Below are 13,002 nucleotides of genomic sequence, written 5' to 3'. Positions count from 1 at the left end.
TGCAACCCTTCGCTGGCGGTGGCAGCCATAGCCTGACGCTAAGGAATTCACAACGCAGACAGTGATGGTGAAGCTAGATGCAGAGGGAGCAGCCGTCTGGCAGGCCATTTAGCAGGAGGAGAGAAGCCGGATCCAGCTCAGCGAAGAGTTTTGTCTGTCCCCCTGGAAGGTCCGCAGACAGACAAGCCCTTCTCCAAGAGCAGAGAACCCATGCGTCTCTTCCTCCCTGGTGAGGAAGAGAAGGCCCTTCGCTTCGACCTGCCTCTCTCCATCGCCCGGGCCTGGGCTAAGACCTCAGATAGGAGAACGACGGGCGTGTCAGCCAGACACCCAGGATGAGTCCACAGAGCAGACAGAGCAGGGCAATCGTGCAGAGTAACCAGACATCTAGTGTCACCATGTGCAACCTATTGCTTATATATTGACATATAATATCTCTGGCATATAATTTCTGCATACGGCTGTCGTATTTCGCTCGAAGCATAGCACACCCCTTGAACGCCAGGAACCTCCCGCGAGGAGCCAGCACGGGAGCAGCAACGGGGCCAGGAGCATCCAGGGCAGGGGCCAATAGGGGGGCCAGCGAGCCTCATACGGCTTCTGCACGAAATATTCTTGAAAGACGGTCGCTTGCTGAGTACACTGAAAGTGAGAGCGGCGATGAGCGAAGGGACCAGAGAAGCACCTCCACTCAAGCAGGCCAACCAGTTGCTCAAGCGTGCGCGCGAGCTGCGCGGCTGGTCACGCCAGCGGCTGGCTCTTGAGCTACAGCAGGGCTTTCCTGGAGTGGCGGTCACAGCTAAAGAGATTGCTCGCTGGGAGAGGGGGAAACGCAGGCCAAGCCCATACTATCGAGAGAAACTCTGTCTGATCTTTGAGCTTACTGCGGAGCAGCTTGGCTTTATCGAGTCATCGCCCTCCGCCGCAGCAATGCCAGAGCCGTATGCCGCTGCCTCCTTTCCCAAGCCACTCGCTCAGCCTGCTCGTGTGATAACGTTGGCTTTGTCCCCAGCCAGGCAGGACTCAGAGCTGGGCGATCTCGCTACCTGGCTCGGCATCAAGCTAGCGCAGATCGTGCGGATGATCAGCTCCTGGCAGGGCCATGCACTCGCCTGTGAAGAGTTACAGGCACTGATCGATCAGGAGTTAGCCATGATCGACGATAGACTTCAACACGATAGCAGGCAGGAAAAGTTAGAGCCTATCGCGGCGTGAGGCGCTGGTCACCATCGCTGCTCTTCCGACGGTGTTGCTCTCCTGGCACCACCCGGAGTGGACGAACGAGCTACTCGCCGAAGAGTTCCTTCCCCAGTGCTCTGCCAGCCTGGCCGCCTGCTGGCATCTGCTGAAGGGCAATGGTCTGGCTACCGTCCGCGAGATTCTCCCGCGTTTTGCCCCAACCTTAATGCTCATGGCGCGGCAAACGACGCGCTACCAGCGGGTGGCAGCTCGCCTGGCCACGCAGGCCGCCATTCTGCAGGCCATCCTGGCGATGCACCGCATGGACATCGCTGGACGTGAACGCTACTGTCTGGAGGCCATTCGCTGCAGTCGCGCTGCCGCCGATGAGCGCCTGGAGTGCGCAGCACTCATGTATCTCGGCTATACGTATTCGTTCTGCTATCGCCCACGTCAGCCCCGCAAGGCAATTGCGGTCTTTGAGGAGGCGCTGCGCGTGCTGGGCACCCACTCTTGGCTACTGCGCAGCGATGTAGCGATGGGACTGGCCGAGGCCTATGCCCAGTGCGGTGACGAGCGTCAGGCGCTTCACTTTATGACGGTCGCTCAGGACGCTTTCCCTACTCGCCCAGAACTCGATCCCAGCTTCGCCTACGCCGAATGCGGCCTTGAATGTGCTCTACCAGTGGGAGGGAAAGATGTGCCTCGAGCTGAGCGCTCACTACTCCAACTCTGGCTATCAACAGCGCGGCTGGCAGGCTATGGAGCTGAGCCTCGCCACCCCCTCGGTCTCAGAACGCGCCAGCAACGAGTCAATGATTTATCGGGCCGACGCCGCCCGCCTGATCGGAGAGCTGGATCTCTTCGTCCGCTATGTACGCCAGGGGGCTGAGATGGCCCTGACGCTGGGCAGCCAGAAACGCTATAATGAGATGCTCGAAGTCTTTCAACGGGTGCCGCTCTCCTGGCAGCACGAGCCACAGATCCAGCGGCTGGCCCACGATTTTTTCAATCCGTTGCCCGCCCCAGGTTAAAGGAAGGATCGCGCAGACAATGGCAGAGTTTCTTGAGGTACGCACAACGATCGATTCGGAAGAGGGCGCGCGCGAGATCGCCCGCCAGCTTGTCGAGCAGCGTCTGGCCGCCTGTGTCCAGATCTCTGGACCCATCCAGAGCGTCTACTGGTGGCAGGGCCAGATCGAACAGGCTCAAGAATGGCTCTGTAGCGCCAAGACGCGCGCCGACCTCTACGGCGCTGTCGAGCAGGCCATCCGTGCAGTCCATTCCTACGAGGAGCCGGAGATTGTCGCCGTGCCGCTCGTAGCCGGTAGCGAGGGGTACTTGCGCTGGCTGGCGGCTGAGACGACGCCTCCCGCGAGCAGCACCACAGAGTGAGCAAGAGGGGTTGAGGAGCGCCCTCAAGCGCGGACAGGAGTCGGCCTTGTTCCCCTCCTGTCCGCCCCCGAAAACAGCCTACATCCGCTGCTTCACGCAATATGTTCTCCATGTTGTCTGTCCATCTCCCAGCACATCCGGCGTACAGCCGCTCTCGCAATCCCGGCAGCGATAGCAGAGTCTCCTTCAAAGCCCGAGCCACGTATTGAGAGTAGAGCGATCTCCATGCATGGTAGAGATAAGCGACTGCGCCAGCTTCCCTCTTATCGCCTCGGGAAAGGAGACCAGGATTCCTATGCTCGCCCTGGCTTCGCTGAGTTTTCCGCTCTGGCTGCGGCTGAACCATTTCTTGAATCTCTTCTTCATCGGCCTGCTCGTGCGCAGCGGCATTCAGATTCTGGCGGCCCACCCGCGTCTCTACTGGGACGATAGCTCGGACCCGCATCGCTCCTGGCTACGCTTCACGCGGTGTCGAGTGCCTTCTCACGGCCTCTATACTTCAACCGACGACGAGCTGGCTGCCTCGCCCTGGCTGGCTCTGCCCGGCGGGGACAACCTCGGCCTGGGGCGTCACTGGCACTTTTTTAGCGTCATTTTCTGGATCGCCAACGGCCTGATTTACATCCTGCTGCTCTTTGCGACAGGCGAGTGGACGCGCCTGATCCCAACTTCCTGGTCGATCTTTCCACGCGCCGCCCAGACCCTGGTCACTTACCTGACGCTCCACGTGCCACCCAGCAGCGATTTCCGCCCTTACGATCCTCTGCAGCAGTTGACCTATGCGGCGGTGGTCTTTCTGCTCGGCCCGTTCCTCATTCTGACGGGGGCAGCTCAGTCTCCGGCTATCGAGGGGCGCTTTCCCTGGTACGTCCGCCTGTTCGGAGGGCGCCAGGGAGCGCGCAGCCTGCATTTCTTGGGTCTGGCTGCCGTGGTTGGTTTCACCGCGCTTCACACAGCGCTGGTGCTGATCGTTCATTTCCCCGAGAACATACGTAATATTGTGCTGGGCAGCCCCCAGGGCAACTTGACTCTGGCGGTCGGGATCGCCATTGTGGCCCTGTTAGCGGTGCTGGCTTTCTACATCTGGGCCTCCTTCTTTTCCTTACGTCATCGGCGCCTCATCCAGCACGCGCTGGGCGCGCTGGTCGATCCGCTGCGTCGGCGGCTGCTCCACCGCGCGGTTTCCCGCCAACACTACAAGCCAACGGCCATTACCTCCTATTTCTGGGTCAACGGGCGTCCGCCCGACGACGAGGAGTACGCACGGCTGCAGCGGACCGGCTTCCGCGATTGGCGCCTGGAGATCCGGGGACTGGTGGCACGCCCGTTGAGCCTCTCGCTGACCGAGCTGCGGGCGCTGCCAAAACAGACGCAGATCACGCGCCATAATTGTATCCAGGGATGGACCGGCATCGCCCAATGGGGAGGCGTGCCCGTCAGCGAGATTCTGCGTTTATGTCAGCCGCTGCCCGAGGCACGTTATCTGGTCTTCCATTCGCTGCAGCGCGGCAGACAGGCGGTGCGCCCAGAGCTGCAGGAGGCTCATGCGGTCCACTACTATGAAGTGCTCGACCTGGAACTGGCCCGCCACCCGCAGACGATTCTGGCTTACGAAATGAATGGGCAGCCGTTGCCACCCGAGCATGGGGCACCGCTGCGTTTGCGTGTCGAAACGCTGCTGGGCTACAAAATGGTGAAGTACTTGCAGGCCATCGAGCTGGTGGCAGATTTCCGTAACGTGGGCCTGGGTCAGGGCGGCTTTCGCGAGGATTTTCAGTTTTATGGACGGGGGGCAGAAATCTAATTATCGGCCCCTGACCTCTCCGTTTTTCAGCGAGGAAGAGCCGCCGGCCCTTGCTGCTCATAGCCGAAATCGAATATAATAGCCCATCATCGATAGAGAAGTCGGGTGGAGAGCACGCTTTCTCGCAGCTCCTACGCGCCTGCCTGAAGAAGCAGCCGCCACCTGGTAGCCACCAGCTCGGTGACGTGACCTGCCCTTCCTGCCCGCTATCCCGCTCATGGCAGCCGCAGGACCGTCGCTACCAGTCCGTCCATCACCGGCTGCTTGCGGCAGCGGAGCCGAACGAGCAGGAGGGTGGCTATGACCAAGCTTTTCCAGGCCCACGACGGCCATTATTATCTTATCGCTGGCCAAAGGTACGGCACGCTGCAGATCAGTCCCCAGGGACTGGATTGGCTGAAACAGACGGGACTGGACTTTCCTACCGAACGAGGCCGCAACTGTGGCGTTCCACTTCCCCGGAACACCTTTCACGTTTTGCAAGACCGCAACTTTCTGCACACTCTCCAGACTTACGCGCCTGGAAAGCAGACCTCTTCCTCGACCGCAAGATTTCCTGAAGTAGAGGCGGAGGAAGAAGACGAGGAGAGTGAAAGGCCCCACGGCCTACCTCTGCTGCTGCTGGTCAATGAGCGGCAGGAGAGCTGGCAGCTCTACCTTGACCTGGTGGCTTTGCCCGGCGAAGTCTGGACGGAGCTAGACAGGCTGCGGATGACCTACGGGAACTCGGCTTTTCTCCAGGCGGGCCAGGCAGACACCCCCCTACACTTGCCCTTGTCAGATCTGGCGTTCAATAGCTATTTGCCCGTCCCTCCTCAGAAAGAAGCCTACCAACTCTTCTGCCGGCACAGCTCAGGGTGCCAGCCTCTCAGGGAGGCTCCTTCCACAAGCGGCCTCAGCGGGATATGGTCCGGGGAATTTTTCAGCGAGGCCGAGGATACGAAGCTGCTTCAGCACCAGACCCGGGACAAATGCCTGACCATCGAGCAGGATCTGCTCCTGTACTGGCTGGTGCGGAGCGACCTTGAGGCGCAAAAGGAACTGCTCGAGAGCTGGCCCGGTAAGACACGCCCAGTGGGTCCCCCTGTCGCTGGCTGGCAGTTGTGGCAATTGACATTAGCCGTCGCTGACCTCACCCGGGAGGAAGTTCAGAAGGATCTCGAGCGCTGGTCCCGCTACAGCGGACTGAAGCTGCTGCTGCCCCACTGGTCGCTGAGCCTGGTCAGTCCGCCGCTGGCACTGCCCGAGAGCGAACCGTCTCGGCTGCGCGCTCAGAGCAAGGTAATTGTGAGCTACAGTCCGCCCGCCTGCTTTGCAACAGCAGCTTTCGGGTCAGCGTACTCGGCGACGCTTGACCTGCGGCTCTCTCCCCGCGACCAGGATCACCTTCCGGAAAAGCGCTGGAGGTTGGCTCTCTCATCGGGAGCGACGACCTACCTGGCCCTGGATGGCCTGACGCCAGGAACGTATTCCCTCAAAGAGGGCAGGCAAGGGAAATACCTCGATATTGCCATCGACTCCGTTGGTGAGGAGTATGGGCCGGACTGCTGGTCGCCCGCCCTGCTGGACGGCCTGCGTTGTGCGGCAGTCGGGGCGGACGGGAGCCGCCAGGAGTTCGCGGTTTTCTGTCCGACAGCCGAGGCTGCCAGGGAGACTTCAGGGTTCCAGCTTCGGGTGAACACGGCAGAAGAGGCAGCCACTCTGCGGTGGGAGCTGGCTCCGGCAGGTTTGCCTGTGGCCATCTCCTGGCGCTGGTGCACCGCTGGCCCGGTCTGGCACCACGATCGGGCCTTCTTTCGCGTGACAACGGGCGAGCAGCTCACGGAGCGCTGGAGGCAGCAGATCTGGCCAGCCCTCTCCCAGTCCAGCCAGGCCCGCCTGATCCTCGACGGGGGAGGGCTAGGCTGCCTGGAGTTGACGCTTGTGAGGCAGGTGGAGCCACCAGGGATAAGCCCCTCCTTGCGCGCGCAGTTGCTCTGGCTCAGTCGCTGGGCCACAGCAGCGGGGCCAGCGACTCCAGCAGATAGGCTTGCTTGCTCAGCAGCCCTCTCGCCTCGGCTGCGGCAGCAGCTAGAGACCCTCGAGCGGGCCGTTCGCCGGAGCGATCCAGCGCTCTTCCTGGCCCTGAGACGCCTGCTGACCTGCCGTCTGCCTCCCTGGCTAGCGGCCCGCCTCGCTGCCCTCTTCGCGGGGAAGTCAGCACCATAGCCGTCTTTCATCTGCTGTGCGCTTTTATGCTCTTTGATGGAAAGGTCTCAGCCATGTCCGATGTGGAAAGCTATCAATGGATCGGGATCATTGCGAAAGACGATGAAAAACAGAATGTCGCTTTTCTCACTCCACTCGCATTTTGGAATGATGAAACAGAGGTCTGGGAGCCACTACCACGGCAGGCCCGCAAAGAACTCTTTCCCAACCCCGGTAAGGTTGCCTGGCCACTTGGGCAGAGCGAATGGACGACAGAGCTGCTCTACAGCTTCTGGGTCGAACCGACTCCGGAGCGCGAACACCACAACAAAGACCGTCCGACCTACGCACACTACCGTATTTCTGGCACCCCTTCTTTACTCGTGGCAGAGGATCTGGCCCAGGTGCTGAATTGGAGCGCTGTCCCGCGGGAGCGGCTTCCCCACAAGCTTAGCCAGCTTCTCGCCACTCCATGCTATACGAGAATTATCTATATCCAGCATGGGCAACAGCTCTACGGCCCGATCCCCCTCGACTACCAGCGGCTTCAGCCTCAAGCTTACGTCAATCGCAGCCAGGGGTTGCACGTGACCGTCTATGATCTGACGCCGAACAAGCAGGATCTTATCACGTTCCAGCTTGAGAACGGCGAGCACCTGCACCTCCTGACAAGAACGCCCCGAGGCGGCACCGAGCAGCAGGACTGGTCGCCCCCGGATTATGTCATCAGCAAGGTCATCAGCGCCTGTCAGACGCTGCCTCAGGTCAAAGACCTTGACATGTCGGTTCTCAAAGCTGTCAAGCGCTTCCTCGGCTCCCCAGAGGCGGAGACGCTGGCTTTCCCCCAGGCTCCGGATACGCTCGCACGCGCCCGTGCCTTGCTCAAAGAGGCAGACGAGGCCTTCACCGCCCGGGAGGAGTTCATCGACTTCGTGCTACAGCTTCCCAAAGTTCAGCAGCAGATCAACGCCGCCAGCCAGAAAGCACGCGAGAGCGCCTATCAGGAGGCCCAGCAAGAAATAGCGCAGTTCCGCTGTAAGCAGGAGGAAGAGATCGAGAGAGAGCTTGCCTCCCTCAGGGATGAGCAAACCCAAAAGATAGATGAATATAAGCAAAAGCTTGACTCTCTCAAATCAGAGATCCAATACAAAGAAGAATATCTGGAATTATGTGATCAAGAATTGGAATCTAAAAAGAAGCAGATACAAGAACAAGAAAAGCAGCAACGAGACCTTGAAGAACGCATCCAGCGGCGCCTGGAAGAGCTGCGCCGAGAGCCGCTAGAGATCCTGAGCCAGGCTCTTCTTGGATCCTGGCTGGTGGGCGCGGGAGGCAGCAGAGACGGCGGAACCACCAGCCGGCGTGCGCCAGCGGCCCCCCAACCCAGTGCCGAGATGCTCTGGTCGGGGCTAGCTGAAGCCGGGCCGGGCGAGACCATTTCCGAGGCCGCCACCCTGCTCAAGCTGCCGACCGTCCGCCCGGCGGCCCAGCGAAGCGGCGTCAGGGCCGAGGCCGTGCGTGCCTGTCTGCTTGCTCTCCTGGCGGGCCTGATTCCCACCCTCAGCGGTCCCTACGCACTGGCCACCCTGGAAGCCCTCAGCCTGGTCCTCAGCGCCGGGCGCCTCTGCCGCGTTCCCATTCCCCTAACGGCGGTGCAGCCCCTTGATCTCTTTGGGCAGCTCAGCAGCCAGGAGCGTCTCTTTCGCCCAGGTAGCTCCGTTCTAGCCGACGTCGTACTCTGGGCCGAGGACCATCCTGCGGAGCTGGCCCTGGTTGTCCTCGAAGGGCTAGACCGCGTGCCTGGCTTTCCAGTCTACGTACCACTTTTGCAGCAATACATTGTCCTGCAGCAGCGACCTGATGGAAGCGCCCTTCCGGTCCCGCTCTTTCATCCTCAGCTCCTCGACCCCAACGATCCCTACCGTCGTCTAGCCGCCTTCCGCTGGCCAGTCAACCTGCTACTGGCCGCCACCTGCGATGGCGACGAGCATAGCCTGCCTTTGCCCCGCATCTGCGAGAGCTGGCTCGCCTATCCCCTACTCAGCCCGCGGGCCTCAAGCCCCAACGGGGCGGCGGCCGCTCCCCCGCCCCGGCGGGCAGTCGCGGCTCAAAACTGGCAGCACTGGCGCCAGATCGTCAGGCAAGCGCCTATCGGCGAACCCAACGATGATGAGCAGAGCGCTGGGCAGGCCGGGAACGTCATGCGCCTTCTCCAGCAGGCTGCCACCAGCTTTCAATGCGATATTGACATCAACAGAGTCTTCAGAAGCCCGTTTGAGGCTCCCCCGGCACAGGCAGGAGTACCGGTCAGAGAGGAGAGCTAGAGTCATGAGTCTAGAGATCGAGATCGTCCAGATCGAGAGAGAAGAAGCCAGAAAGCACATTGCATATCAGCTAGTCGGCAGATTCGAAGCCCCATTGCTGGCTCTGCAGGCCGAGGCCGTGCGCGTCGCCTTGTGGGCCTTGAGCCGAGGTCGGGGAAGGCCACTCAGTCTGGAAGCCGCTGTTTCCGGGCGCACCCTGCTCTATCGGGCACGCCAGATACTGCAGCCCTATGCCGAGGCCGGGGCCGTCAGGCCGGCGGAGGCCGCTGGCGCCAGCTCGCTCCTTCAGCCCTCCATGCTGAAGCGCCTGCATGAGCAAGGCGACCTTCTCATGCTCTCACAGGCGAAGGAGTGCTGGCTACCGGCACCGGCCCGCCTTGTGCCTCTAGGCAGTCGCTATGTGCTTGCCGGAGGGCTGCCTTCCCTCCTCCTGCCAGAAGCCCTGCGACAGCAGCTCAGGCTACACCAGACCCTGCGCCTGCTGCCCTCTTCCGCGGGCCGCAACTGGCCCTTCGCCTTTCAGAGCCTGGCCAGTTGGCTTGGTCCCCAGGCTCCCAGCCTGCAGGAGCTAAACCTCTTCTTCCAACACATCCCGCTCACCAACGTTGACAGGCCCCCTGACGAGAGCGACCAGATCGAGATCTACCTTCCCTGGGCCAGCGGGCCCCAGGAAAAACGCTGGCAGCCGCTGGCGCAGCAGCGCAGCGCCCAGGGGCGCTACCTGCTGCGCTGGCGCCAGTCCCAGCCACAGCAGATCTGGCGCTACAGCATCGCCCTGTTGGACCAGGGGCGCCTTCGTCAGGAGCAAGAGCTAGCAGCAGACCACAACATCCCGCGCTTCTGCTACGCCCTCGACCAGGCCGCCGGCCGGCTTAACCAGGCCGAGTGGATAGCGACAGCCCCCGGCGGCCCCCTGGCGCTGCACCTGGAGAGCCGGCTGCCCCGACGCGAATATCGCCTGCTGCAGGCCCTCGGCGAGCAGCAGCCCAAGGACCCCAAGGACGCACGGCCCTACCGCTGGCGGGCGATCGCCGCCGAAGACCGGCCCCTTGTCGAGGCGGCTCTTCAGCCCCTGGGCGTGCGGCTCATGGAACGGCCCGGCCGCAGCAGCCTTGCTTGAGCCAGGTCAGGCCGTTCCAGCCCCCTCAGCGCAAAGGCTTGCGCCCCACCGTGACATGAAACTCGAACTCTGTTCCGTAGGTGCGCCATTCCTCCGGCAGCGAGGCCAACAGCTCGCGCCATTCCTCGACCGGCATAAAGGCGGCCACCCGCTCGGTGAGCGCCGACATCACAGCCAGCATGTCCTTCTCCAGCAAGCGCCCACCCTGGCCGCCGGCCTCTCCCATCAGCACGCCATAGGTCCGCTTCTCCACCGCGACGGCTCCCGCCTGCGCCAGCAGGGCCGGCAGATTGAGAGCAATCAATGGGTCAAAGCCCCAGCCAGCGATGGCCCGATTGACCAGGTCACGCAGGCGCGCCGAGCTTGGTCCCGGGCGATTGAAATACATGCCCGCCTCCGTCAACTGCAGCCAGCCGCCAGGACGCGCCAGCCGCAACAACTCGCCCAGCACCTGCGGCCAGGACTGGGCCGGCACCGCCAGAATCAGCAAACGCTGATGGACCAGATCAAAGCTGTTCTCCGCGAAGGGCAGCCCTTTGAGAACGTCGCCGTAGACATAATCAACGTTGGCCGGTACCGTTGGCAAGCGCTCGGGTGGCTCAACATCGACTCCGACCACCCGGCACAGCGGATAGCGCTGCCCTACCTCGCGCGCCCAGAGTCCCGTGCCACATCCCACATCGAGAATCGCCCGGGGATAGTCCTCCAGAGGCGCAATAATGTGCTGCTTCTGCACACTCATGAGGGCGTAATGCTGAAAGTTGAGGCGGTCGATCTCGGCTTCATCTTTCGGTAAGGCATAGGGGACATCCTGCAGATAGCGACGCTGCCACCGCTGTTGCTCCTCCAACGAGCGCCCTTCCCGCCGAGCCTGCTCCCACTCACCAGTCCTGATAGCTGGTAAACGCCGCGTTCTCCTGAACAGGCCCCATAAAGGCATCCTGACCTCCTTCATGACAGTATGGTAAGGTGCTCCCTGGCAGCTCCACGCTCTTCTCGCATGCCAGGCCAAAGAAGATGCAAAGAGAACAGCATGCTCCCCTTGCTCATTAGAGAGTATACTCTGCCTTCGCTCAAAAATGGAAGGATCGGCTCAAATCGCAGATCGCTTGATTGTTTGCCTGAACTTTACGGCGGCAGAGCCGACGAATATGGCAGCAGATCCAGTCAAAGCTCCAAAAGCGGGCGAGGCTACCCGCCGCGGGAAGCAGGCAGCCTCGCCCATCTCGCGAGCGCTCATTTGCGCCGCGCAGCCAGGGTCCACTGGAAGGGCAGCTCTTAGTCTAAGACGCCGATCATCTCCAGTTGCACCAGCAGGTCGAGGCCCGAGCGCAGCGGCAGGCGTGCTGTCTTCGGCAGGGCTTCCAGCGCCCCGACGGCCTCTTCCAGGTCAGCCAGGGTATGAGCGCCATCGAAGAGCGAGAGCAGAACCTCCTCACCGGGATGCAGATCCAGATAGCGCTGCGTCCGACGATTGACCACGCGCCGCGTCTGCCGGAGCGCCCCCTGATAGTAGTAGAGGCCGTCGCTCAGCTCGGCTTCCTTCAAGCGCAGAGGACGGCCAGCATACTGGGCCGCCAGCTCCTCGCGCCGATAGGGGGCGCCGAAGAGGCCGTTCACCAATTGCTGCGCCTCGTGCAGGGGATAGCTGCCAAAGAGGCTCAGCGACTCCGCCCGCGTCGCGTAGCCCGAGGCCAGGCGCGTAAAGGCCTGGCGATCGGAGAGATTCAGCTCGCTGCCGCTGCGCGCCAGGATGCGCCGCGCCTGCCAGAACCAGCTATCCAGCGAAAAGTTATTGCTGTACCAGAAGGCTGCCATATCGCGATAGGCTTGCAAATAGGTGCGATAGGTCTGGGCATAAAACTCCCAATAGCGCCGGATCTGCTCGTCGCTGTCAGCGGCGAAGCTTGAGACCAGCGTATAGGCGGCCTTCTGTCCCAGTTCATGTGCCAGCATGACGCCCGACGAGAGAATCGGATCGACAAAGCCCGCCGCGTCGCCAACCAGGGCCCAGCCCGGCCCACTGAGCTGACGGCTGCGGTAGGACCAGTCCTGAATAGCGCATACATCGCGCCGCTGATCAGCAGCGATTCGCGTCAGACGAGCTTCTTTCAGCAAATCGCGCACCTCGGGACAGTCCTGTAGCTCCTCCAGATAGAGCTGCTCCGGTCCTGCCGCCATCTCCTTCAGCGTCTGGCGATGGGTAACGAAGCCGACGCTCATCACATCGCGCTTCAAGGGGATATACCAGATCCAGCCGCGGGGCGTCGTAATGATGCAGATGCGCGTCAGCTCGGGGTAGCCCGTATACTCGTAGAGCCACTTCGCTCCCTGCCAATAGGCGAAGAGAGCGTAATTGTTCATCTGCTCGTCGTACTCGCGCAGCTTGAGCGCATGGCCGAGCAGGGCCTGCTGTCCGCTGCAGTCAAGCAGCCACTCGCACAAAACAGTCTGGGGGCCGCGCTCGGTGACAAACTCAACGCCGATGGCGCGGGGCATCTGGCCATCAGAGGGCGGGGTCGCCTCCGGCTCCCGCTCCCAGAGCACGCGCGTGACGCGCGCTCCCTGGCGGACCTCGACCCCCAGGCTGGCGGCATGGCGCAACAGCAGCTCATCGTATTCGGCCCGCCGCACCTGCCAGGCCCGTGTATAGAGGCGCGGCAGGCGCTTGCCCTGGGCCACGAGCTGCGAGACCAGCTCATCGAACTCGAAGCCCCACGGCTCACGGTTGCGCCCCCAAATGAAGGTGGCTCCCAGCTTCTCCAGAAAGCCCGCCCTGGCCACCTTCTCGTAGGCCCCCATTTCCTCCAAGACCGGCGAGGCCCCCGCTAACAGCGACTCCCCCACATGATGGCGGGGAAAGATCTCTTTTTCCAGCAGCAGCAGACGCAACTGCGGAGCATAGCGGCGGGTCAGGGCCGCTACCGTGCTGCCTGCCGGCCCGCCGCCGATAATGACCACATCGTAGCGCTTTGTCATGGTGCGTGCCTCCT

Annotated in this window: 10 protein-coding genes; 8 read left to right on the top strand and 2 right to left on the bottom strand. The window is 62.1% G+C overall.

The genetic code is table 11. The features are described from left to right. Nucleotides 1-660 precede the first annotated feature (660 nt). The 8 genes from ACFMO7_RS03015 to ACFMO7_RS02980 all read left to right on the top strand — a co-directional run bounded on the left by ACFMO7_RS03015 (nt 661) and on the right by ACFMO7_RS02980 (nt 10,009). Complete coding sequence (locus tag ACFMO7_RS03015) at nt 661-1,215, top strand: multiprotein-bridging factor 1 family protein (protein WP_376794051.1); 555 nt, start codon at nt 661-663, stop codon at nt 1,213-1,215. A gap of 31 nt (nt 1,216-1,246) precedes the next feature. After that, nucleotides 1,247-2,071: a hypothetical protein gene (locus ACFMO7_RS03010; RefSeq protein ID WP_376794050.1), complete on the top strand. Its 825-nt coding sequence runs from the start codon at nt 1,247-1,249 to the stop codon at nt 2,069-2,071. Nucleotide 2,072: 1 nt separating this feature from the next. After that, the gene (locus ACFMO7_RS03005; RefSeq protein WP_376794049.1) at nt 2,073-2,213 is read left to right on the top strand and encodes a hypothetical protein; all 141 of its coding nucleotides are present in this window, start codon (nt 2,073-2,075) and stop codon (nt 2,211-2,213) included. Between the two features lie 19 nt (nt 2,214-2,232). Next, entirely contained in the window at nt 2,233-2,574 is a 342-nt protein-coding gene (gene cutA / locus ACFMO7_RS03000) for a divalent-cation tolerance protein CutA (RefSeq protein ID WP_376794048.1), read from the top strand. A 295-nt stretch (nt 2,575-2,869) separates the two neighbouring features. Further along, complete coding sequence (locus ACFMO7_RS02995; protein ID WP_376794047.1) at nt 2,870-4,378, top strand: molybdopterin-dependent oxidoreductase; 1,509 nt, start codon at nt 2,870-2,872, stop codon at nt 4,376-4,378. A 300-nt stretch (nt 4,379-4,678) separates the two neighbouring features. Beyond that, the gene (locus ACFMO7_RS02990; protein WP_376794046.1) at nt 4,679-6,586 is read left to right on the top strand and encodes a hypothetical protein; all 1,908 of its coding nucleotides are present in this window, start codon (nt 4,679-4,681) and stop codon (nt 6,584-6,586) included. Nucleotides 6,587-6,639: 53 nt separating this feature from the next. Continuing rightward, entirely contained in the window at nt 6,640-8,889 is a 2,250-nt protein-coding gene (locus ACFMO7_RS02985; RefSeq protein ID WP_376794045.1) for a hypothetical protein, read from the top strand. A 4-nt stretch (nt 8,890-8,893) separates the two neighbouring features. Further along, nucleotides 8,894-10,009, top strand: a complete 1,116-nt coding sequence (locus ACFMO7_RS02980) for a hypothetical protein (RefSeq protein WP_376794044.1) — start codon at nt 8,894-8,896, stop codon at nt 10,007-10,009. Nucleotides 10,010-10,034: 25 nt separating this feature from the next. On the opposite strand, the gene ACFMO7_RS02975 is transcribed toward ACFMO7_RS02980, so the two are convergent. After that, on the bottom strand, nt 10,035-10,949 hold the full coding sequence (locus tag ACFMO7_RS02975; RefSeq protein WP_376794043.1) for a class I SAM-dependent methyltransferase: 915 nt from the start codon (nt 10,947-10,949) through the stop codon (nt 10,035-10,037). A gap of 338 nt (nt 10,950-11,287) precedes the next feature. Continuing rightward, on the bottom strand, nt 11,288-12,988 hold the full coding sequence (locus tag ACFMO7_RS02970; protein WP_376794042.1) for an NAD(P)/FAD-dependent oxidoreductase: 1,701 nt from the start codon (nt 12,986-12,988) through the stop codon (nt 11,288-11,290). Nucleotides 12,989-13,002: the final 14 nt, after the last annotated feature.

Source organism: Thermogemmatispora sp., assembly GCF_042408735.1.
Lineage (GTDB): Bacteria > Chloroflexota > Ktedonobacteria > Ktedonobacterales > Ktedonobacteraceae > Thermogemmatispora.
Note: the sequence above shows the minus strand (reverse complement) of the source record. Positions and strands in the feature narration are given on the sequence as shown.

Coding starts and splice junctions, on each gene's coding strand:
- ACFMO7_RS02985 (WP_376794045.1), top strand. CDS start 6,640: ATGTCCGATGTGGAAAGCTATCAATGGATCGGGATCATTGCGAAAGAC.
- ACFMO7_RS02990 (WP_376794046.1), top strand. CDS start 4,679: ATGACCAAGCTTTTCCAGGCCCACGACGGCCATTATTATCTTATCGCT.
- ACFMO7_RS02970 (WP_376794042.1), bottom strand. CDS start 12,988: ATGACAAAGCGCTACGATGTGGTCATTATCGGCGGCGGGCCGGCAGGC.
- cutA (WP_376794048.1), top strand. CDS start 2,233: ATGGCAGAGTTTCTTGAGGTACGCACAACGATCGATTCGGAAGAGGGC.
- ACFMO7_RS03005 (WP_376794049.1), top strand. CDS start 2,073: ATGGCCCTGACGCTGGGCAGCCAGAAACGCTATAATGAGATGCTCGAA.
- ACFMO7_RS03015 (WP_376794051.1), top strand. CDS start 661: ATGAGCGAAGGGACCAGAGAAGCACCTCCACTCAAGCAGGCCAACCAG.
- ACFMO7_RS02995 (WP_376794047.1), top strand. CDS start 2,870: ATGCTCGCCCTGGCTTCGCTGAGTTTTCCGCTCTGGCTGCGGCTGAAC.
- ACFMO7_RS02975 (WP_376794043.1), bottom strand. CDS start 10,949: ATGCCTTTATGGGGCCTGTTCAGGAGAACGCGGCGTTTACCAGCTATC.
- ACFMO7_RS02980 (WP_376794044.1), top strand. CDS start 8,894: ATGAGTCTAGAGATCGAGATCGTCCAGATCGAGAGAGAAGAAGCCAGA.